At 52.2% G+C, this 21,487-nt stretch carries 24 protein-coding genes; 11 read left to right on the forward strand and 13 right to left on the reverse strand.

The features are described 5' to 3' along the window. Positions 1 to 50: 50 nt before the first annotated feature. The 4 genes from csgC to ACKI5T_RS07125 all read left to right on the forward strand — a co-directional run bounded on the left by csgC (position 51) and on the right by ACKI5T_RS07125 (position 2,879). Entirely contained in the window at positions 51 to 374 is a 324-nt protein-coding gene (gene csgC / locus ACKI5T_RS07110) for a curli assembly chaperone CsgC (protein ID WP_186754106.1), read from the forward strand. A 116-nt stretch (positions 375 to 490) separates the two neighbouring features. Next, on the forward strand, positions 491 to 811 hold the full coding sequence (locus ACKI5T_RS07115) for a type 1 fimbrial protein (RefSeq protein ID WP_407436645.1): 321 nt from the start codon (positions 491 to 493) through the stop codon (positions 809 to 811). A 105-nt stretch (positions 812 to 916) separates the two neighbouring features. Then, positions 917 to 1,459, forward strand: coding sequence for an O-acetyl-ADP-ribose deacetylase (gene ymdB, locus ACKI5T_RS07120; RefSeq protein ID WP_012016957.1), 543 nt, complete (start codon positions 917 to 919; stop codon positions 1,457 to 1,459). Then, positions 1,395 to 2,879, forward strand: a complete 1,485-nt coding sequence (locus tag ACKI5T_RS07125; RefSeq protein WP_190275384.1) for a phospholipase D family protein — start codon at positions 1,395 to 1,397, stop codon at positions 2,877 to 2,879. Before ymdB ends, ACKI5T_RS07125 begins: the two co-directional genes overlap by 65 nt. Before the next feature lie 33 nt (positions 2,880 to 2,912). On the opposite strand, the gene mdoC is transcribed toward ACKI5T_RS07125, so the two are convergent. Beyond that, positions 2,913 to 4,070: a glucans biosynthesis protein MdoC gene (gene mdoC / locus ACKI5T_RS07130; protein ID WP_407436646.1), complete on the reverse strand. Its 1,158-nt coding sequence runs from the start codon at positions 4,068 to 4,070 to the stop codon at positions 2,913 to 2,915. A gap of 273 nt (positions 4,071 to 4,343) precedes the next feature. Between mdoC and mdoG the strand changes: the two genes are divergently transcribed. From mdoG to ACKI5T_RS07145, 3 genes are read left to right on the forward strand one after another with little or no spacing between them, the layout of a single operon-like run. Then, positions 4,344 to 5,879, forward strand: a complete 1,536-nt coding sequence (gene mdoG, locus ACKI5T_RS07135) for a glucans biosynthesis protein MdoG (protein ID WP_133630572.1) — start codon at positions 4,344 to 4,346, stop codon at positions 5,877 to 5,879. Further along, entirely contained in the window at positions 5,872 to 8,400 is a 2,529-nt protein-coding gene (gene mdoH, locus ACKI5T_RS07140) for a glucans biosynthesis glucosyltransferase MdoH (protein ID WP_407436648.1), read from the forward strand. Before mdoG ends, mdoH begins: the two co-directional genes overlap by 8 nt. Positions 8,401 to 8,455: 55 nt before the next feature. After that, positions 8,456 to 8,683, forward strand: coding sequence for a YceK/YidQ family lipoprotein (locus tag ACKI5T_RS07145; protein WP_012016962.1), 228 nt, complete (start codon positions 8,456 to 8,458; stop codon positions 8,681 to 8,683). Positions 8,684 to 8,690: 7 nt separating this feature from the next. On the opposite strand, the gene ACKI5T_RS07150 is transcribed toward ACKI5T_RS07145, so the two are convergent. Both ACKI5T_RS07150 and ACKI5T_RS07155 read right to left on the reverse strand, forming a co-directional pair. Then, positions 8,691 to 9,065 (reverse strand): MysB family protein, encoded by a 375-nt coding sequence (locus tag ACKI5T_RS07150; protein ID WP_012016963.1) that lies wholly within the window; start codon positions 9,063 to 9,065, stop codon positions 8,691 to 8,693. Positions 9,066 to 9,256: 191 nt separating this feature from the next. Next, entirely contained in the window at positions 9,257 to 10,183 is a 927-nt protein-coding gene (locus ACKI5T_RS07155; RefSeq protein WP_407436651.1) for a Kdo(2)-lipid IV(A) acyltransferase, read from the reverse strand. A 220-nt stretch (positions 10,184 to 10,403) separates the two neighbouring features. On the opposite strand from ACKI5T_RS07155, the gene ACKI5T_RS07160 reads away from it, so the two are divergent. Further along, positions 10,404 to 11,453 carry a rhodanese-related sulfurtransferase gene (locus ACKI5T_RS07160; protein WP_407436652.1) on the forward strand — a complete coding sequence of 350 codons (1,050 nt, stop codon included), beginning with the start codon at positions 10,404 to 10,406 and terminating at the stop codon, positions 11,451 to 11,453. Positions 11,454 to 11,495: 42 nt separating this feature from the next. On the opposite strand, the gene ACKI5T_RS07165 is transcribed toward ACKI5T_RS07160, so the two are convergent. The 10 genes from ACKI5T_RS07165 to mdtH all read right to left on the reverse strand — a co-directional run bounded on the left by ACKI5T_RS07165 (position 11,496) and on the right by mdtH (position 18,949). Then, entirely contained in the window at positions 11,496 to 12,074 is a 579-nt protein-coding gene (locus ACKI5T_RS07165; RefSeq protein ID WP_012016966.1) for a YceI family protein, read from the reverse strand. 1 nt (position 12,075) lies between these two features. Next, a complete protein-coding gene (locus tag ACKI5T_RS07170; RefSeq protein WP_407436654.1) occupies positions 12,076 to 12,642 on the reverse strand; it encodes a cytochrome b in 567 nt (188 codons plus the stop codon). Positions 12,643 to 12,903: 261 nt separating this feature from the next. Beyond that, on the reverse strand, positions 12,904 to 13,017 hold the full coding sequence (locus ACKI5T_RS07175) for a YceO family protein (protein WP_012016968.1): 114 nt from the start codon (positions 13,015 to 13,017) through the stop codon (positions 12,904 to 12,906). Between the two features lie 58 nt (positions 13,018 to 13,075). Next, a complete protein-coding gene (gene solA / locus ACKI5T_RS07180) occupies positions 13,076 to 14,194 on the reverse strand; it encodes an N-methyl-L-tryptophan oxidase (RefSeq protein ID WP_407436657.1) in 1,119 nt (372 codons plus the stop codon). 115 nt (positions 14,195 to 14,309) lie between these two features. Further along, positions 14,310 to 14,564 (reverse strand): biofilm formation regulator BssS, encoded by a 255-nt coding sequence (bssS, locus tag ACKI5T_RS07185; RefSeq protein WP_012016970.1) that lies wholly within the window; start codon positions 14,562 to 14,564, stop codon positions 14,310 to 14,312. A gap of 269 nt (positions 14,565 to 14,833) precedes the next feature. Continuing rightward, positions 14,834 to 15,079: a DNA damage-inducible protein I gene (gene dinI, locus ACKI5T_RS07190; RefSeq protein WP_186754099.1), complete on the reverse strand. Its 246-nt coding sequence runs from the start codon at positions 15,077 to 15,079 to the stop codon at positions 14,834 to 14,836. Positions 15,080 to 15,153: 74 nt separating this feature from the next. Then, positions 15,154 to 16,200 (reverse strand): dihydroorotase, encoded by a 1,047-nt coding sequence (gene pyrC, locus ACKI5T_RS07195; RefSeq protein WP_407436659.1) that lies wholly within the window; start codon positions 16,198 to 16,200, stop codon positions 15,154 to 15,156. A 143-nt stretch (positions 16,201 to 16,343) separates the two neighbouring features. Beyond that, positions 16,344 to 16,904 (reverse strand): lipoprotein, encoded by a 561-nt coding sequence (locus ACKI5T_RS07200; protein ID WP_012016973.1) that lies wholly within the window; start codon positions 16,902 to 16,904, stop codon positions 16,344 to 16,346. A 126-nt stretch (positions 16,905 to 17,030) separates the two neighbouring features. Next, positions 17,031 to 17,678, reverse strand: coding sequence for a glutaredoxin 2 (grxB, locus tag ACKI5T_RS07205; protein ID WP_407436661.1), 648 nt, complete (start codon positions 17,676 to 17,678; stop codon positions 17,031 to 17,033). A 62-nt stretch (positions 17,679 to 17,740) separates the two neighbouring features. Further along, complete coding sequence (gene mdtH, locus ACKI5T_RS07210; protein WP_407436663.1) at positions 17,741 to 18,949, reverse strand: multidrug efflux MFS transporter MdtH; 1,209 nt, start codon at positions 18,947 to 18,949, stop codon at positions 17,741 to 17,743. Between the two features lie 307 nt (positions 18,950 to 19,256). Between mdtH and rimJ the strand changes: the two genes are divergently transcribed. Genes rimJ through ACKI5T_RS07225 form a run of 3 tightly spaced genes read left to right on the forward strand, consistent with a single transcriptional unit; the run spans position 19,257 to position 21,427 of the window. Further along, positions 19,257 to 19,841, forward strand: coding sequence for a ribosomal protein S5-alanine N-acetyltransferase (rimJ, locus tag ACKI5T_RS07215; protein ID WP_407436665.1), 585 nt, complete (start codon positions 19,257 to 19,259; stop codon positions 19,839 to 19,841). A gap of 9 nt (positions 19,842 to 19,850) precedes the next feature. After that, entirely contained in the window at positions 19,851 to 20,501 is a 651-nt protein-coding gene (locus ACKI5T_RS07220; protein ID WP_407436667.1) for a YceH family protein, read from the forward strand. A gap of 2 nt (positions 20,502 to 20,503) precedes the next feature. After that, a complete protein-coding gene (locus ACKI5T_RS07225; RefSeq protein WP_407436669.1) occupies positions 20,504 to 21,427 on the forward strand; it encodes a Gfo/Idh/MocA family protein in 924 nt (307 codons plus the stop codon). Positions 21,428 to 21,487 lie beyond the last annotated feature (60 nt).

Genomic DNA, 21,487 nt, shown 5'->3' on the forward strand with positions numbered 1-21,487 from the left:
GTGCTACAAAAAAACAGGGCCTTTGCCCTGTTTTTTTTCGGGAGTTAATCATGCATACCCTTCTGATCCTCGCTGCGCTCTCCAGCCAAATTACATTTAAAACCACACAAAATGGGGACATGACGACCATTATTCCCCAGGTGACGTTGTCCGAGCCTTGTGTCTGTCAGGTTCAAATCACCTCTTCCCGACAAGGAGGAGGGGGGCAAAGTACTTCAAGTCAGCGAAATACGCTTTCTCTGCCAGCTAATCAGGCCATTGATTTGTCCCGGCTCAGTTTAAATATCACCCCTCAGGACTCGGTCAAAATTGTTGTTACCGTTTCTGATGGGAAATCGCTGCATTTATCGCAACAGTGGCCGACGTCTGAATGAAATATTCACGAAATCAATACATTGGATAATTTGGCGGTTCCTAATGAATCTCTCTATGCTGTTAATAAGGAATGCACGACACCCTCAAGGATGATTTCTCATTGAGGAACCAATCCATGGTCGCGTTAGGCGTAAAAATGATGTTAGGTGTGGGCATGATGCTTTCATCTGCTCTAATACCGGCATTTTCGGCAACTCTCGTTAACGGAGGTGTAATTCATTTCCGTGGGATGATTGTCGAGGATCCGTGTGAAATCACACCACAAAAGCAGCAGTTTGCGCTTTCCTGTCCTAAAGACGGGCAGATGCAAACGACTCAAGTGAGCTATCAGGATGCCATTAGCGGTCGCAATGTGAATCCAGATACCGCCAGGGTCAGCATGAAATATATCAATCCAGAAAAGTCATTGGCCGTTGTGCAAATTGACTATCGCTAAGCCAAAGCCCTCCGTCCCGTAGCGGGGGGCTTTTCTGATCAATTCCTTTTTCGCCACATTCCCGTGCTATACACTGACTAAAAGACGGGTAGTCGAGGAATGGATATGAAGCCGCAAATCGAAGTTGTTGTTGGGGATATCACTACGATGGAGGTTGACGTCATCGTCAATGCAGCCAATCCATCATTAATGGGCGGCGGTGGGGTTGACGGTGCCATTCATCGCGCGGCCGGACCGCAACTGTTAGAAGCCTGCAAAACGGTGCGCCAGCAACAGGGCGAATGTGCGCCAGGACATGCGGTCATTACAATCGCGGGCGATCTTCCGGCCAAAGCGGTTATTCATGCGGTTGGGCCTGTCTGGCAAGGGGGCGAAAACCACGAAGCAAGGACGTTACAGGATGCCTATCTTAACTGTCTGCGTCTGGCTGCCGCGAATGGGTATAAAACGCTGGCCTTCCCGGCCATCAGCACTGGCGTTTACGGATATCCCAAAGCGGCTGCGGCAGAAATAGCGGTGGATACAGTTTCAGAATTCCTCACCCGCAAGCCTCTGCCGGAGCGGGTATACTTTGTCTGTTATGATGAAGAAAATGCCCAGCTTTACCAGCGACTCCTTATCCAACGAGGACTTACCCCCGACGCATAAAACGCGGCTCGGGCGTGCTATCGCGCCTGTTAGCGCGGAACACCCGGGGCTATGTGGTCTTCTCCCCCTGGACGACAGCCTGGACGCTTTCGCTTGCCGCTACCGGCTGGCGGAAATGGCGGAAAAAACCTTAGATGTGCAGTATTACATCTGGGAAGACGACATGTCCGGGCGGCTGTTGTTTTCCGTCTTGCTGTCGGCGGCGACGCGCGGGGTGCGCGTTCGGCTTCTGCTTGACGATAACAATACCCAAGGGTTGGACGCCATTTTACGTCTGCTCGATTCGCATCAAAATATTGATGTACGGCTATTCAATCCCTTCTCTTTCAGGACGCTCCGCTCGCTGGGGTATCTCACCGACTTCGCGCGACTCAACCGCCGTATGCACAATAAAAGTTTCACCGTCGATGGTGAAGTCACTATTATTGGCGGCCGAAATGTTGGCGATGCATATTTCGGGGCAGGGGACGCGCCGCTCTTTTCCGATCTGGATGTGATGGCGGTGGGGCCGGTTGTGGCGGATGTTTCCGATGACTTTGAACGTTACTGGGACAGCGCGTGCGTTTCCACCCTAAAGCAGGTTCTGGAACTGTCTGAAGCGGAAATTGAAGCGCGGATCCAGCCCCCGGACGAATGGTATCAGAACGAGATAACCCAACGTTATTTGAATAAGCTGGAGTCCAGCCAGTTCATTACCCAGCTTGAAGCGCGTGATTTGCCGCTGATTTGGGCGAAAACCCGTTTACTCAGCGACGACCCGCGTAAAGGGCTGGGACGAGCAAAACGTCACTCCCTTCTGCCGCAGCGTTTATTGGATGTGATGGGTTCGCCGGTCGAACAAATTGATATTATCTCCTCGTATTTTGTCCCCACTCGGGCAGGCGTTGCGCTGCTCCTGCAAATGGTGCGTAAAGGCGTCAAGGTCGCGATCCTCACAAATTCGCTGGCGGCCAACGATGTAGCCGTGGTTCATGCGGGCTACGCGCGCTGGCGTAAAAAACTGCTGCGACACGGTATCGAGTTGTATGAACTCAAACCGACGCAGGATTTTGTGCCAGGTTTGCACGATCGCGGATTGACGGGGAACTCCGGTTCCAGTCTCCATGCCAAAACGTTCAGTATTGATGGTCAGAAAGTGTTTATTGGTTCGTTGAATTTTGACCCTCGCTCCACCATGCTCAATACCGAAATGGGATTTGTGATTGAAAGCGAAACGCTGGCGCAGATTATCCATCGACGCTTCCTGAAAACCCGGATGCAGGAGGCCTGGCAAATTCGGCTTGATAACACGGGGCGCTTGAACTGGATAGAGCACAAAGACGGACAGGAGATTGTGTTGAAGAAAGAGCCATCAACCCGATTCTGGCAGCGCGTTTTAGTGCGTCTGGCCTGGTGGTTACCCGTTGAGTGGCTGCTGTAAGCGCGCCGAAGATCCGGCGCGCGCAGAATTGAATTACTGCGTGGCGTTGAGGCTTTCCGCTTTGTTCTGCGGTTTGCCTGAAAACAGGAAACGCAGCAGCGGGATCCGCAGATGAATTTCATACAGCATAATGGCGATGCCCACCACAAACACCAGGCCGGTGAAGAATCCCAGCGTGTTTGAGGCGATATGCGGCGTGATGTATGCACCAAAAAAGAGCGTCAGCGGATGGTGGACCACATAGATAAACAGAGACGCGTTAACGAAATAGGTCACGCGTTTCGATTTAAAATTCAGCAGACGATGCCCCAGCGCAAACACCACGTTCACCATCCACAGCCCCAACAACATCGTAATCACGCTTTCGGTCTCATACATCCACGCATCGCCGCTGCCGTATTTTTGATTTAGCAAATACGCGGTGAAAGCCAGCGCGGAGCCGACGGCGCACCACGGTGATGGGGTGATGAACAGGGCTTTTAGCTTCTGCGAAATAAAAGTCAGCGCACCCAGCATAAAGAACGGGAGGTAAAACAGGGTTTGCATCACCACAAAATTAAACAGCCCGTCGCTGAGAATAGGCGGATAAACCATAAACAGCGTGCGACGTATCACGCCGTAAGCAATTCCTAGCATCAGGAAGATAACGGAAAGTCTGGTAAAGGTGATGGTCGAGAAATGGTCTTCCGCGTGACGGCTTAACTGGCGGCGCAAGCGGCTGAAGATCCACAGGCTCACCGTGGTCATGACCACCAGCACTAACAAGAACCAGAGATGTGAAATCAACTCCCAGGCCAGGGTGTTATATTTTTCGTACACGCTCAGATTCTGCCAGTTGTCCGCTTTGCCTTTTACATACTGCAGCATCATGAACTGAGGCAGCGTCAGCAGCGGAATGGCGGTGAGCAGGGGGATACCGACGCGCTCGACGCGCACTTTCCACCAGCGTTTCAGCGGATAACGCAGAAACAGCATGTAGGAAAAATAGCCCGATATCACGAAGAACACCTGCATTCGGAATGAGTGAATAAAATCGTTAAACAGTGTCAGCCACCATGAGGGCTCTATACTGTTTACATGCCAGGTGTGGCTCGAGTAAATCAGTGAAATGTGGAACGGGATCCCCAAAAGCATTAACCATGCCCGGATGGAGTCGAGGAAGTATTCACGTTGAGTGGGTGCAGTGATCATATAACGTTGCGCATTCTCAGACTTTTCGCCTTATCCATAAGACTAATAGTGGTTACATTCGAAGCCAACCCTACACCAAGACCGACACCTCTGTCTCCAGGATAAGCACGCAAAGTGGAACGAGGGTCTTCCACTTGCTTAATCCATGAGCCGGTGCGCTGAACAAAGCGGTGATAATGTTGTCGGATTGCCTGAATTTCCAGTAAAATGGATCGGATCGAATTAAGCACACAAAGGGGGAAGTGCTTACTTATTATGAAACATAAATCAAAAATGATGAAAATGCGTTGGTTGGGTGCGGCAGTGTTGTTGTCCCTGTATACCTCGTCAGCATGGTCTTTTTCCATCGACGACGTCGCAAAACAGGCTAAATCGATGGCTGATAAGGGCTACGAAGCGCCGAAAAGTAACCTGCCCTCCGTTTTCCGCGACATGAAATACGCGGACTATCAGCAGATCCAGTTCAATCACGATAAAGCGTACTGGAACAATATAAAAACCCCGTTCAAGCTTGAATTTTATCACCAGGGTATGTATTTCGACACGCCGGTTGCCATCAATGAAGTGACGGCAACTGCGGTACGTAAGATCAAATACAGCCCGGACTATTTTAATTTTGGCGATGTGAAGCACGATAAAGACACCGTGAAAGACCTGGGTTTCGCAGGCTTTAAAGTTCTTTATCCAATCAATAGCAAAGATAAAAACGATGAAATCGTCAGCATGCTGGGTGCCAGCTATTTCCGTGTGATTGGCTCCGGCCAGGTTTACGGTCTGTCTGCGCGCGGTCTGGCGATTGATACGGCTCTCCCATCTGGCGAAGAATTCCCGCGTTTCCGTGAATTCTGGATCGAACGTCCAAAACCAACGGATAAACGCCTGACCATCTATGCACTGCTCGACTCCCCGCGTGCGACGGGCGCTTACCGCTTCGTCATTATGCCGGGCCGTGACTCCGTTATTGACGTGCAGTCGAAAGTCTACCTGCGTGACAAAGTGGGCAAACTGGGTGTTGCACCATTAACCAGCATGTTCCTGTTTGGGCCAAATCAGCCTTCTCCGGCAACGAATTTCCGCCCGGAACTGCATGATTCAAACGGTCTTTCTATTCTTGCCGGTAACGGTGAGTGGATTTGGCGTCCGCTGAACAACCCGAAACACCTGGCTGTCAGCAGCTTCGCAATGGAAAACCCGCAGGGCTTTGGTTTACTCCAGCGCGGCCGTCAGTTCTCACGCTTTGAAGATCTTGACGATCGTTACGATCTGCGTCCAAGTGCGTGGGTCACGCCAAAAGGTGACTGGGGTAAAGGAAAAGTCGAGCTGGTTGAAATTCCAACCAACGACGAAACCAATGACAACATCGTCGCTTACTGGGCTCCGGATCAGCTTCCTGAGGCCGGCAAAGAGATGAACTTCAACTACACCATCACCTTTAGCCGCGATGAAGACAAATTGCATGCGCCGGACAGCGCGTATGTGATGCAGACGCGTCGCTCTACCGGTGACGTGAAGCAGTCAAATCTTATTCGTCAACCTGATGGTACCGTCGCGTTTGTGGTGGACTTCACGGGTCAGGACATGAAAAAACTGGCGCCGGACACCCCTGTGACTGCGCAAACCAGCATTGGTGATAATGGCGAGATCGCGGAAAGCTCCGTGCGTTATAACCCAGTAACCAAAGGGTGGCGCTTAACCCTGCGCGTGAAAGTGAAAGATCCAAAACAGACCACTGAAATGCGCGCTGCGCTGGTCAATGCCGATCAGCCGCTAAGCGAAACCTGGAGCTATCAGTTACCTGCTAATGAATAATACAACTGAATACATTGATGCCCTGCCACTGACGGACATTGAGAAAGCGGCACTGCCTAAGAGCGACATCCGCGCGGTTCATACCGCGCTGGATGGCGAACATCATCCGTTTTCTCGTGATGATGATACGCCGTTGGGTTCAGTCAAAGCGCGTCTGGAGCAGGCATGGCCGGACTCGCTGGCAGAGGGCCAACTGATCAAGGACGACGAGGGACGCACACAGCTTCAGGCTATGCCAAAAGCCACGCGTTCGTCGATGTTCCCGGATCCGTGGCGCACCAACCCGGTCGGTCGTTTTTGGGATCGTCTGCGCGGTCGCGAAGTCGCGCCGCGCTATTTGTCTCGTCTGACCAAAGAGCAGCAGGCTTCTGAGCAGAAATGGCGTACCGTCGGGACTATCCGCCGCTATACCTTGCTGCTGCTGACGCTGGCGCAGACCGTTGTCGCAACCTGGTACATGAAGACCATCCTGCCTTATCAGGGCTGGGCGCTGATCAATCCGGCCGATATGTTCGGGCAGGATGTATGGGTGTCGTTCATGCAACTGCTGCCGTACATTCTGCAAAGTGGAATCCTGCTGCTGTTCGCGGTTCTGTTCTGTTGGGTTTCGGCCGGTTTCTGGACCGCGCTGATGGGCTTCCTGCAACTGCTGATGGGGCGTGATAAATACAGTATTTCTGCGTCAACGGTGGGGGATGAAGCCTTAAACCCAGAACACCGCACTGCGCTGATAATGCCTATTTGTAACGAAGACGTTGACCGCGTATTCGCGGGTTTGCGTGCGACTTGGGAGTCTGTAAAGGCGACCGGCAACGCGGCGCATTTTGACGTTTACATCCTGAGCGACAGCTACAACCCCGATATCTGCGTTGCTGAGCAAAAAGCGTGGATGGAACTTATCGCGGAAGTGCAGGGCGAAGGGCAGATTTTCTACCGTCGTCGTCGCCGTCGCGTTAAGCGCAAAAGCGGCAACATCGATGACTTCTGCCGTCGCTGGGGCAACCAGTATAGCTATATGGTGGTGCTGGATGCTGACTCCGTGATGACGGGTGAGTGCCTGACGGGTCTGGTGCGTCTGATGGAAGCGAACCCGAATGCGGGTATCATCCAGTCGTCGCCAAAAGCCTCGGGTATGGACACGCTTTATGCACGCTGCCAGCAGTTTGCGACGCGCGTGTACGGTCCGCTGTTTACCGCCGGTCTGCACTTCTGGCAGTTGGGTGAATCTCACTATTGGGGTCACAACGCGATTATCCGCGTCCAACCGTTCATTGAACACTGTGCGCTCGCGCCGCTGCCGGGTGAGGGCTCATTCGCGGGTTCTATCCTGTCGCATGACTTCGTTGAAGCTGCACTGATGCGTCGTGCGGGTTGGGGCGTGTGGATTGCTTACGATCTGCCGGGTTCTTATGAAGAGCTGCCACCAAACTTGCTCGACGAGCTGAAACGCGACCGTCGCTGGTGTCATGGCAACCTGATGAACTTCCGTCTGTTCCTCGTGAAAGGGATGCACCCGGTTCACCGCGCGGTATTCCTGACGGGCGTGATGTCCTATCTGTCTGCGCCGCTGTGGTTTATGTTCCTGGCCTTATCGACCGCTTTACAGGTCGTGCATGCCTTGACTGAACCGCAGTACTTCCTGCAACCGCGCCAGCTGTTCCCGGTGTGGCCGCAGTGGCGTCCGGAGCTGGCGATTGCTCTGTTTGCGTCAACGATGATCTTACTGTTCCTCCCGAAACTGCTGAGCATTATTCTCATCTGGTGCAAAGGGTCGAAAGAGTACGGTGGGTTCTGCCGCGTGACGCTTTCGCTGCTGCTCGAAGTTCTGTTCTCTGTGCTACTGGCGCCGGTGCGCATGCTGTTCCACACCGTATTTGTGGTTAGCGCGTTCCTCGGTTGGGAAGTGGTATGGAATTCACCGCAGCGTGATGATGACTCAACGCCGTGGAGCGAAGCCTTTAAGCGTCATGGTTCGCAGATGTTGCTCGGTCTGGTGTGGGCTGCAGGGATGGCGTGGCTGGATTTACGATTCCTGTTCTGGCTGGCACCGATTGTGTTCTCGCTGATTCTGTCGCCGTTTGTTTCCGTGATCTCCAGTCGCTCGACGATGGGATTACGCACCAAACGCTGGAAGTTGTTCCTCATTCCAGAAGAGTATTCGCCGCCGCAGGTGCTGGTGGATACCGAGAAATATCTGGTGCTAAACCGCAGCCGCTCGTTGGATGATGGCTTTATCCATGCCGTGTTCAATCCATCGTTTAACGCACTCGCAACGGCAATGGCAACCGCACGCCACCGTGCAAGCCAGGTGCTGGAGATCGCTCGCGATCGCCACGTTGAGCAAGCGCTGAACGAAACGCCGGAAAAACTGAACCGCGATCGTCGTCTGGTCCTGTTGAGCGATCCAATTACCATGGCGCGCTTGCACTACCGCGTCTGGTCAGCGCCTGAGAGATACTCGTCCTGGGTGAACTACTACTCGACGATAAAGCTGAATCCGCTGGCGATAAAGTCGAAGTAAGCCAAGCGAACTAAAAATACCGGCCACGGCCGGTATTTTTTTATATGAGGTGTAAATGAGAATAGTCATTGTGGTCATAATGTCGCTGCTGCTCAGCGGGTGCGGCAGTATTATCAGTCGAACGATCCCCGGTCAGGGGCATGGAAATCAATACTATCCCGGCGTGAAATGGGATGTCCGCGATTCCGCATGGCGTTATTTGACGGTTCTCGATTTACCCTTTTCGCTGGTTTTTGACACGCTATTACTGCCCATCGATGCACAGCACGGACCTTATGAATAACGCCTGATCATCGCTCGTCCCACTCATCCGCTGCGGTTTGCCCCTCTTCAGTGTCCAGCGGTGGTTCAAGCTGAAATTCGCCCTCATCCCACTCGTGAAGGGTGTTTTCTTCAAGCCACTCCTGACGCAGTTCGATCTCATCAAAATCATTGTCAAAAACGGCCTGTGCCGCTTCACCACTCAGCACCGGCAAACATTCGCCGTCGCTTCCCTCATCAGCGAAAAACTCTACCTGCCACATGATATCCCCATCCTGAAGCACATACTTCTGAATGTTGAGTTGTTGCACATCGGCATCTTCAGCCTCAATACCAGGGTTGTTCGCGAGAAACTCTTCGCGAGCGGCATCAATAGCTTCTTCCAGCGTGGCGTACATAGTCATCGGTGTCTCCCTGTGATTCTCAATGGCATTCAGGGAAAGAATAGCTGATTCTCTGGTTTTGCAAGTATGAATGCGCCAATAAGTTGTCACGCGGATGTCTTATTCAGACGATGCCAGGCACCATGGTGGGTGCCCGGCTGTCTGTGTACGAAAATTTAGGCGGGGTAAAACCAACGTCGATGCGGTCCTGCTCAGTAGCGAGAAGGCATCCCTTCAGGGCGGGTTTTGAAACGGCGATGCAGCCACATGTATTGCTCCGGAGCGAGCATAATGCATTTCTCTATCACGCCATTCATCCACCTGGCGGTTGTTTCCGCATCGTCGACCGGCGGCGAATATTCTGGCTCAAGCATGATCAGTTCATAGCCTTTTCCGTCAGGTTTACGCCGTGGGACGAAGGGGACCACCGCGGCTTTCGACATCTTCGCCAGCATCCATGTACCCGTTGTGGTCGCAGCCTGTTCGACGGCGAAAAACGGAACAAAAACGCTGGAGCGGCGACCGTAGTCGTGATCCGGCGCGTACCAGAGCACTTCGCCATTTTTAAGCGCTCTGATCATGCCCTTGAGATCTTTACGGTCGATCATTTGCTTATTAGAGCGCATACGCCCCCATGTTTGCAGCAGATCTATCACCGGATTGTCATTGGGGCGATAAACACCGATACCCGGCGCCTGCATTCCAAACATGCGCGCGCCGATTTCAAGCGTCAGAAAGTGAACGCCAATCAGCAACACGCCCGTTTTTTGCGCCTGGAGTTGATGCACCGGCTCCATGCCTGTGCCTGCGACGTCAAACCAGCGCGCCATGCGTTTATCCGACCAAAACCAGGCCATCCCTGTTTCTATCAGGCCCATGCCGACGGATTCGAAATTCTTCTTGAGAAGCACCTGGCGCTCGGGCTCGTCCATTTCAGGAAAACACAGCTCCAGATTGCGATGCGTGATTCTAACGCGCCGCTTCATAAAACGCTGGGCGAAATGCCCCAGGCCGCATCCTAAACGGTAGAGCAGCGGGTAGGGCAGCTGAATCAATAACCACAGAAGACCGACGCCGAACCAGGTTAACCAGTATCGAGGATGCAGCAGTGCCGCAGAAAATTTGGGTAAATGGGTCATATCACTCCTGTTTTACATCGTCCTTTGACCATTATTCTCGCATTTTTTAAATACATAACCAAAATGAATGGCCCAAAATGGGGGCGGAAGCAGCAAATGTTGCTGCTTTATAATTTGAATGAGAGAAATGTAGCGCAAAATGCGGGGATGTAAATTCGCATTGTTTGCTATATGATGCCGCCGATTTTTCATTTCTTAACGATTGCAGGAACCGTACACCATGCCAGTGTTACACAACCGCATTTCGAATGAGACGTTAAAAGAACGCATGCTGGCCGAAACTGAGCCGCGTATAACGATCTCGTTCTATAAGTATTTTTCCATCGCTGAGCCTCAGGAAACCCGTGACGCGCTCTACAAAGCTTTTGAGTCGCTGAATGTGTTTGGGCGTGTTTATCTCGCTCATGAGGGCATCAACGCGCAGATCAGCGTGCCAGAAAGCAAAGTCAGTGCTTTCCGCGATCTTCTCTACAGTTTCGATCCGGCACTAAACAACGTGCGTCTCAACATCGCGCTCGATGATGACGGCAAATCGTTCTGGGTTCTGCGCATGAAGGTGCGTGAGCGTATTGTGGCGGACGGCATTGACGATCCGACGTTCAATGCCAGCGATGTGGGTGAGTACCTCAAAGCGGCAGAAGTGAACGCCATGCTGGACGATCCTGACGCCGTGTTTATCGATATGCGTAATCACTACGAATACGAAGTGGGCCATTTCGAAAACGCGCTGGAAATCCCGGCTGATACGTTCCGTGAACAGCTGCCTAAAGCCGTCGAGATGATGCAGGAACATAAAGATAAAAAAATCATTATGTACTGCACCGGTGGGATCCGCTGTGAAAAAGCCAGTGCCTGGATGAAGCACAGTGGGTTCAATAAAGTCTGGCATATCGAAGGCGGGATCATCGAGTATGCGCGCCGTGCGCGTGAGCAGGGTCTACCGGTACGTTTTGTTGGCAAGAATTTTGTTTTCGATGAGCGTATGGGCGAGCGTATTTCTGAGGATATTATCGCGCATTGCCATCAGTGCGGAACGCCCTGTGATACCCATACCAACTGCAAAAACGACGGCTGTCACCTGCTGTTTATTCAGTGCCCGACGTGTGCAGAAAAATTCAGGGGTTGTTGCAGTGAGCTGTGCAGCGAGGAAAGCGTGTTGCCTGAAGAGGAACAACGCCGTCGTCGTGCTGGACGCGAAAACGGGAATAAGATCTTCAATAAATCGCGCGGACGACTGAATACCAAACTCGGTATTCCTGACCCGGAATAACGCGTTAACGTCCCGGTCGCAGCGTGCGACCGGGATTTTTTATTATGACTTTTGCTGCACGCCTTCCACAGAAATAATCAAATCCACCTCTTGCGATGCCGGACCTAAATCGGTCGTGATATTGAAGTCCTTCAGACGAATTTTGCCCGATGCTTCAAAGCCCGCACGTTTACCGCCCCATGGGTCATCACCCTGGCCGATTAACTTAGCTTCCAGAGTCACAGGTTTGGTGACGCCATTGAGCGTCAGGTTGCCGGTAATATCCAGGTCTTCACCGTCTTTTTTGACTTCCGTTGAGGCGAATGTCGCCTGCGGGAATTTCGCCACGTTCAGGAATTCAGCGCTGCGTAGATGTTTGTCGCGCTCAGCATGGTTGGTGTCCAGGCTGTTGGTATTAATCGTGACATTCACTTTATCGGCGGCGGGATTTTTTTCGTCAAAGGTAAACGAACCATCAAAATCTTTAAACGTGCCATACAACCAACTGTATCCGAGGTGCTGAATACGGAAATTGACGAAGGCATGCTGGCCCTCTTTATCAATTTTGTAATCGGCAGCAACGGCAGAACCGGTGGTGAATAACAGTGAACCCAATGCGATACCCAGCAGGCGTTTTTTCATTTTATGCTCCAGAGTCTACAGACGAGCGGCCAAGCATGCGCTTGAGCGTATCGTCTTTATCGATGAAATGGTGTTTGAGGGCCGCAAGGCCGTGAAGGGCGGATAAAATAACGACACCCCAGGCAAGCCACAAATGTATCTGACCGGCCAGATCGGCCTGTGAACCGGCATCGCTCAGCGTGGCCGGGACGTCGAAAAGACCAAATACGCTGATGGGTTTGCCGTCCGCGGTAGAAATCAGGTAACCGCTGATGAAAATGGCAAACAGGATCGAATACAACGCAATATGTGCTCCCGCCGCAGCCACTCGAGTCAGCGTGCTATGGCTTTTGGGTGCGGAAGGGGGACGCGAAATATGTCGCCAGATAACGCGAACCACGAGCCCCATCATCAGCACAATGCCGATGCTTTTATGCAGCTCAGGCGCCTGATGATACCAGCCGTCGTAATAGCTCAGCGTCACCATCCACAGGCCAAGACCAAACATCGCGTAAACCGCGAGTGCAATGCCCCAGTGCAGCAGCATGGAAATTAATCCGTAGCGTGCAGAAGAATTACGCAGTTGCATAATGACGACCATTCTCTATTAAAGGAACGTTCAAAATGGCGTGTGGAAAACATTAATGCAACTGATATTTAGGAATAAGGATTTTAATTTATTGTATTTCAGTTTAATTGAATGGGTTTGCGGTAAGTAATTCAAAAGCTTCGTGTTAAATGGCGCTTTGTGCTGATTTCATTGGTTGAGGGTGTTGGTGTGGGTGTTCAAATAATTTGCTTATAAATTAAGTTTTTATAGAGTATTGTCAATTAAAGTCAGTCAGTGTTTTCAAAAAAATACAATATAGATAATGTCGATGAGTGCCAGCAGAGACCAGAGCAATATATAGAGCATAAAATGCTCTCTAATATTGTTGATCAGATAATCAAAAATCCTGCGCATATTTCCCCGACAGCAGTCAAAAATAAAGGCCCCAATAACCGGAGCCTTAAGATGGATATTATCCGCGAAAACGTGAAAGCGAGAACGGCGTGAGATCAAACGGCGGAGTGATACCTTGGGCAAATTGGGCTGCAATTTCGCCCAGCACGGAAGCGAATTTAAAGCCGTGCCCGCTCAAGCCTGTAATGAGGAGTGTGTTGTCGTGGCCCGGTAACGTGTCGATGATAAAATCTTCATCGGGGGTGTTATCGTAAGTACAGGCTGCGCCATACAGCAGACCGCCAATTCCCGGTAGGATATGGCGTAAGAAATTAAAGGCTTCAGAACCATCGCTCGGATAGTCGCCAAACGGTTTGCGCTCATCCGGTGAGTGAATGATCTGCCCGCCGTTATGTTTGCCAATTTTGAGCGCGTCTTTTTCCGATGGGAACCCGTAGAACTGATCGCCGTTCGGCAACTCACCGGTGAATGCAGGGAATTTATTCTGCGTACTGAAACGTCCATCGGCCTGGAACCAGGAAAAGACCTTGCGCACCGGCTGGACAGGCAGATCGGGAATTAGCTTTGTGACCCACGTGCCCGCGCTTACCAGCAGGCGAGAAGCCGTATATTGGCCTTCTGGCGTATCGACCGTTACGCCGTCATCATGGTGATGAACAGCGGTCACCGGGCAGTTGAACAATTGTGCGCAGCCCGCTTGTTCAGCAAGAGAAATCCAGGTTTTGATGGCGGTTTCGCAATGCAGCACGCCTGACTCTGCCTCAAACAGGCCGATATAATCCTCAGGAACCGCAATCTCTGGCCAGCGTTTCATGATGGCATTCGCGTCGAGACGTTCAACGTTCAGATTAAACTGTCGTGCGCTCTGTTCAACGTTGGCCAAAAATTCGGAATGGACAGGTCCAAGATTGACGACACCGGTACGCTCAAAAATAAGGTCTTCATTGAGCGCAGCCAACTCATCCCAGAGCGTTTGAGCACGCAGCACCAGCGGAACATAGCGTTCCCCTTCGCCGTAGGCGTGGCGAATGAGACGGGTATCACCATGATGGCTGCCTTCTTTGTGCGGAGGCATATGGGCATCGATCATCAACACGTTAAGGCCTGCTTGTGTGGCGTAATATCCCGCCGCAGAACCCACGGAGCCGCTGCCTAAAATAATCAAGTCGTATTTCATGAGGGTCTCTTAAACCAGTACTTTGGTTTGCAGAGTAATTAATATGGCAGGCTTATACAAGGGTCAAATAAATGAGGCACCCCATGGGTGCCTGTTGAGTGAATGTTGGGCATATTTAATGCCGACGATACTCATTTTCCTGGTAATCGCCAGATTCTATTTTTGCAATGCCTGCTTCTAAAATAGAAATAAATTGACGTGCAACGTCCGTGGTGAGCCACAGCGTCTGTCCAATTTCCGCGTCGTCGCGGTCTGGTTGATTCGGGGTCTGGTAGTGCAAACGCAGCATCAGCGCATCATAGCTATCTACAGTGCTGATGTCCCAACCAACAAGTGGATGGGTCTGAATGACTTCATTATTCTTTTCCATCATAACCCCTTAATGCGTGTTTAAAGACAACGGCTGTGAGGTTCAATGCGTGTTTTTCTGAAGCAATTTTAGTATATCAATAAATACGGGTTATGCAGGTGAAATAAACAGGTCGCAACACATTTTTGCGTTTTTTAAGAATGTTTGAACATTAAAACGCCATCTTATTCACGAATTTTTAAGAAGATAGGCAATTAATTTGAACTTATTTAAATGAGATGAAAAAAAGCCGGGGCGACCCGGCAAAGAAAAACAATGAGGGAGCAATATTAATCTGTAATGAACCAGTCGTCGGCGCTTTCCCAGGTTTCCTGGAGAATCTCGGTAATGCGTTCTTTATCGTCTTTTGCAGCACCCATGACGGAGAGATTATTGGCTGTGGCGTAGCGCACGGTTACGGCTCCGCCCTGGTCGGGGAAATTGTCATTGATACGACGGGATAACTCACCCGCCAACGCATCCAGCGCGCCAGCAGGCAAAACGGTTGTTTTGGCGATGGTAACTTCAATACGCATAATTGCCCCCTGTGTAATGTACTGTGTATTTATACAGTCATATCGCAAAACTTACAACAGGGGGCGATAAATATTTAGCGCTTAACCGTCCAGTGAACGGTTTCACCCGCCAGGAACGGGATCAGCGTGTCATCTGTTAGCGCGATAGATTCCTCAACCTGGCTCTCTTTGCGTTCCAGTTCGATAAAGGTTTCGTTGAGCGGCAGGCCGTAGAAGCGTGGGCCATTGATGGAGGTGAAAGCTTCGAAATGTTCAAGCGCGGCCATCTCGTCAAAGACCGTGGCATAGCTTGCCAGTGCGGTAGGGGCGTTGAAACAGCCTGCACAGCCACAGCTTGCCTCTTTACGATGACGCGCATGCGGAGCCGAGTCCGTCCCCAGGAACGCGCGGGTGAACCCACCGGCGACCAGCTCACGTAAAGCCTGTTGATGGATGTTTCGCTTGAGGATCGGCAGGCAATACAGATGCGGGCGCACACCGCCGACCAGCATGTGGTTGCGGTTAAACATCAGGTGCTGCGGGGTGATCGTCGCGGCGAGCAACTCATTACCGTCGCGCACGTATTCAGCGGCATCTTTGGTGGTGATGTGCTCAAACACCACTTTCAGGCCTTGAAGGCGTTGACGAAGCGGTTCCATGACGGTTTCGATGAAACGCGCTTCGCGATCGAAAATATCAATTTCAGCGTGCGTCACTTCGCCGTGAACCAGCAGCGGCATCCCCAGTTTTTCCATGCGTTCCAGCACCGGCATGATGGCATCAATACTGGTGACACCGTGGCTGGAGTTGGTGGTGGCATTGGCGGGATACAGCTTAGCCGCTGTGAAGACACCTTCGTTGAATCCGCGTTCGACTTCATTCGGGTCGAGCGAGTCGGTAAGGTAGCAGGTCATCAGCGGGGTAAAATTGTGGTCCGCCGGAACCGCATCGAGGATGCGCTGGCGATAGGCAATAGCCGCATCGACGGTGGTGACTGGGGGAGCCAGGTTAGGCATGACAATCGCGCGGCCATAGAGTTCGCTGGTATAAGGCACGACGGTTTTAAGCATATCGCCATCGCGCAGATGGATATGCCAGTCGTCAGGGCGGCGGATTTTCAGAACCTGGGGTTGTGCAGTCATTGATATGCTCCGGCTTATCAGGAATCAGTCATAAGGATGGCTGTTTTTGCCGGACACAAATCATATGCGTAAACGTTTTCGTTTGCACACATTTCCGTAAAACAAGCGCGCAAAAAAAAGAGCGCCATCGGCGCTCTCAGAGATTAATTGGTGAAGGGGATGATGATTTCGCCCGGTTTCACTTCAATGCCTTTGGCATATTTCCTGGCTAACGCTTCACCCTTGCTCTTGTCTTCACTAAGAACATAGGCTGGCTGCTGATTGAAATAATTGCGCAGGGACTGGTTCAGATAAGGCATCAGCGTCTGGAGAACCGGCTTCATTTTTTCCGGCGTGACGTCGGCATCGACGATCTCCATCTCCTGCAAATAAATTGCCCCTTTTTCTTTATTGAAGACCGGCAATGCTTTGAGCTTCAGCTTGATATTCGCTTTCTGGCTGCCGAACAACGAGTTCATATCCAGTTTTGCATCACCTGACAGCGTCACCTTGTTGGGCTCTTCGCGTCCAATCTGGCTGACCAACTGATTCAGGACGATATGGGCATCGGCAACGCCGGGCACTCCAATATCTTTCGAGAAGTTGTTATGTTTTTCCAGCGCCTGATTAATTTCCTGCTCGCTGACGGAGTACTGCGTAAGCTGGTTACAGCCCACCAGCAGGCCGCTGATAACAAACGCAGCAGCAATGACAATCTTTTTCATGGGGTTCCTCAACATGATATCGGCGCTTCTGTCCTGACGCGTCAGTATGTCAGGGTGATATCCATGAGACCAGCAGAAAAAACTGATAATGAAAGGGGGCGGGAAAGGGTTCCCGCCCTGAGGACGCTATATCGCCTGCGACGAAAGCAGATTGATTTGCGTCTGCTTCGCCATATTGTCGCGGTAATCGGTTACGCGCGACGGCCAGCTAATTCCAGCCACCAGCGTCAAATTACGCAGCAACGGGAACAGGTGAATATCATCCTCTGATAGTTCGCCATTCACGGCATTCGGCTTCACGATTAGCTTATCCAGCGCGCGCAAATCGTCACTGATGTTTTTGACAAGCCCTGGCGAGTGGGAGAGGTGCTCGGCAAAATTACCGATGGCAGCCTCTTTTTTCTGGACAAAATAGGCTCGTGCCTGCGGCGTGGCAAATTCATCAAAAGCGCTGGTGGCAAAACGTGGAATGAGCAGGCGATTGACGTAGCCGTTCACTTTTCGCAGCCACTCCTCAATGGCCGGATTGCGTTTACCGGTGAGCAAGGGAGCACCATCAAGTTTGTCGACATAGTGGACGATGTCCATGCTTTCGGGGAGATAGCGGCTGTCATCTTTTTGCAGGATCGGCGCCATTTTCTTGCCAATCATGCGGGTGGGCGTCTCTTCGTCATCGCTCAACAGCGTGACTAACTCAACCGGCAGATTCTTCAGGCCGAAGATCATTCGGGCTTTCAGACAGAACGGACAGTGATCGTAGATGTAGAGCTTCACGTTTCTCCTCCATTTAGTGACCAACAGTCTTTATTATGGCGGAGAAAAAAGCATGTTTCAAATCAAGCCCCTGGCTCAAGCATACCGCTCGCGCTTCGCTTCGGGCTAAATTGCCACCACAGTGCAATGAGGGTAATAAAGCCCACGACGCTGAGCATCACCCAGGGTAATTCCGGTTGATTCAAGGCCTTACCGGAATCAAATAGCCAGCCGCCACCGGCATATCCAAGCGCGCCGCCCAGCGCCAGACCGAGGCGGCTGAACCCCATATAACTGCCACGCGCGCGTGGGTCTGCAAGCCCTGCACCGAGCGTTTCGCGGGCGGGTTCAGCTATAATCGAGCCGATATAAAAGGTACAAATCAGCACGAAGAGCTGTTGCTCGCTGCTCACTAAACCGATGGGCATCATGCTGAGGGTCATGACCAGCAGGCCGGCCATGAGGCGATGTTCCAGACGAAAACGCTTTTCGCTCCAGCGCGCAATAGGGTAGAGCAGAGTAAGTGACAGGCAGGCTTCGATGGCATACATCCACTTCACGGCGGCAGGCGAGCCCGCAATGTCATTCACCATAATCGGCAGCATTAGCATCACCTGTACGGCTAGCATGTAATAGCCCGTCAGCGTCAGCACATACGTGACAAAACGCTTATCGGCCATGACGCGCCCCAGCCCTTCCCGCACCGGCGCTTTGACCGTCGAGAGTTTCCAGGCCGGCAGCAGCCAGGCATTAAACGCAGCGCAAAGGATAAACAGCGCGGCGCCCGTCGCACAAACCAGGCGGAAATCATACTGCAGCAGCCAGCTGCCCAGCAGCGCGCCGATGACTGCGCCCGCGCTGTCCTGCATCATCAGCAACGAGAAAAAGCGGCCACGCTGTCGCGGACGAATTAATTTCACCACCAGTGCGGTTCGCGGTGGATCAAACAGCGTACCGCCGAGACCGGAGAGAAAACAGGAAAACCACAGCAGCCAGGGATCGTGCGCAATACCCATGGTGGCAAAACCCGCCGCGCGCAGCAGCATACCGGTGACAATCATCGGTTTTGCGCCGAAGCGATCGGCAATCGCCCCACCAAAAACGCCCAGTCCCTGTTGCACAAACTGCCGCAACCCCAGCGCAATCCCGACCATTAACGCCGCCCAGCCCATTTGATCGACAAAACGAATGGAGATCAGCGGGAACACGACGAAAAAGCCCAACACAACCAGCATGTTATCGACGAGAAGGAAATATTTACCGAGATTGCGGGCCTGTGATACGCGGGACATTTTCCCTCCAGGGAAAAGTACACAGAGTCTTCAGGCTGCCGCTGCGTGAGCCACGCCGTGATGCAGTTTGAATGGGTCGGTGTAGAGAAAGGTGAGCACGCTAATATTCTGCGGTGTTGACGTGCGTTTTCCCACCCCTGCTTGCGACAATATTTTTTTATCAAAAGGGTGGTTTGATTCATCTTTTTCATCGAATTTTGTCAATTCAACGAAAAATGGTATGTCACTGTTTTCACAGAAGGCACAGGCGCAGGTATAGTAAAGCTAACGGGTAATAGGGCTGAAGTGACGGGAAGGAGTGGTATCGATGTTTGGCTATCGCAGTAACGTGCCAAAAGTGCGCCTGACAACCGACAGACTGGTCGTTCGTCTGGTGCATGAGCGTGATGCCTGGCGTCTGGCGGATTATTACGCCGAAAATCGCCAGTTTTTAAAACCCTGGGAACCCGTAAGGGATGAAAGCCACTGCTTTCCTTCTGGCTGGCAGGCACGTCTGAATATGATTGCCGAGTTTCATAAGCAGGGAACGGCTTTTTATTTCGCGCTCCTGGACCAGGAAGAAAAAGAAATCATCGGGATCGCCAATTTTTCCAACGTGGTGCGCGGATCGTTCCACGCCTGTTATCTCGGCTATTCTATTGGTCAAAAATGGCAAGGGCAGGGACTGATGTTTGAAGCGCTAACCTCCGCCATTCGCTACATGCAACGAACCCAGCATATTCATCGCATTATGGCCAACTACATGCCGCACAATCAGCGCAGCGGCGATCTGCTGGCGCGTCTGGGATTTGAAAAAGAAGGCTACGCAAAATCGTATTTGCTGATCGATGGCGAGTGGCGTGACCACGTGCTGACGGCGTTAACCACCAAAGAATGGACCGCAGGTCGATAAGGATAAAAAATGAAATATCAGTTAACCGCTACGGAAGCGCGCGTCATTGGCTGTCTGCTGGAAAAACAGGTGACAACGGCGGAGCAATATCCGCTGTCGGTAAATGCCGTCACCCTGGCCTGTAACCAAAAATCCAACCGCGAGCCAGTGCTCAACCTGAGCGAGCACGACGTCCAGGATCATCTGGATGCGCTGGTAAAACGCCATTATCTGCGCACCGTCAGCGGATTCGGCAATCGCGTCACCAAATACGAGCAGCGTTTTTGTAATTCCGAGTTTGGTGACCTCAAGTTCAGCCCCGCTGAAGTCGCGATCGTCACCACGTTACTGCTACGCGGCGCACAAACGCCGGGTGAATTGCGATCACGCGCCTCGCGAATGCATGAATTTAGCGATATGCAGGAGGTGGAACAGACGCTGGAAAATCTCGCCTCGCGCGACGACGGCCCATTTGTCATGCGTCTGCCACGCGAGCCGGGTAAACGTGAAAGTCGCTTTATGCATTTATTTAGTGGTGATGTAGAAACCTTGGTCAACGTGGCGGAAGCCGTGTCACCCGTAGAGGACGAATCGCTGGCCGCCCGTGTTGACGCGCTCGAAACGGAAGTCGCTGAGCTGAAACAGCGCCTGGATTCCTTGCTGGCACATTTAGGAGAATAACCATGACAAAACTTCGCATTGGCGTTGTCGGGCTGGGCGGAATCGCGCAAAAAGCGTGGCTACCCGTTTTGGGTGCCGCAACGGACTGGACGCTGGCGGGAGCATGGTCTCCCACGCGGGCGAAAGCTCTGCAAATTTGTGAGACCTGGCGGATGCCCTACGCCGTTTCTCTGCTTGATCTGGCGCGCGAGTGCGATGCGGTGTTTGTCCACACCTCGACGGCTTCGCATTATCAGGTGGTCACTGCACTGTTAAACGCAGGCGTGCATGTTTGCGTGGATAAGCCACTGGCGGAAAATGTGTCGGACGCAGAGCGCCTCATTGAGCTGGCCGCGCGTAAAAACCTGACGCTCATGGTCGGGTTTAACCGTCGTTTCTCGCCGGTCTATCAGGATTTGAAAGCGCAGTTGGGCAGCGCTGCGTCGCTGCGTATGGATAAGCATCGCACCGACAGTATCGGCCCGAACGATATGCGCTTTACGCTGCTGGACGACTATCTGCATGTGATCGACACCGCGCTGTGGCTGGCGGACGGTAACGCCCAACTCAACAGCGGTACGCTGCAAACCAACGGGCACGGTGAGATGGTTTATGCCGAACACCATTTTTCCGTTGACCATGTGCAGGTGACGACCAGCATGCATCGTCGCGCGGGCAGTCAGCGTGAATCGGTGCAGGCCGTGACGGAGGGGGCGTTGTATGACATCACCGATATGCGGGAATGGCGTGAAGAAAAGGGCAGCGGCGTGATAACCCGTCCGATTGCCAGCTGGCAAAGTACGCTCGAGCAGCGCGGCTTCGCCGGATGTGCGCGTCACTTCATTGAGTGCGTACAAAATCAGACGGTTCCTGAAACCTCGGGTGAGCAAGCGATCATGGCCCAGCGCATCATTGAAAAGCTCTGGCGCGAGGCAATGACCGAATGAAAACGGTTTAATCCCCGTCACATCTGCGGATAGTAATTCGCATAAATACGGGTAGACTAA

It is taken from the genome of Lelliottia sp., from assembly GCF_045627565.1.
GTDB lineage: Bacteria > Pseudomonadota > Gammaproteobacteria > Enterobacterales > Enterobacteriaceae > Enterobacter.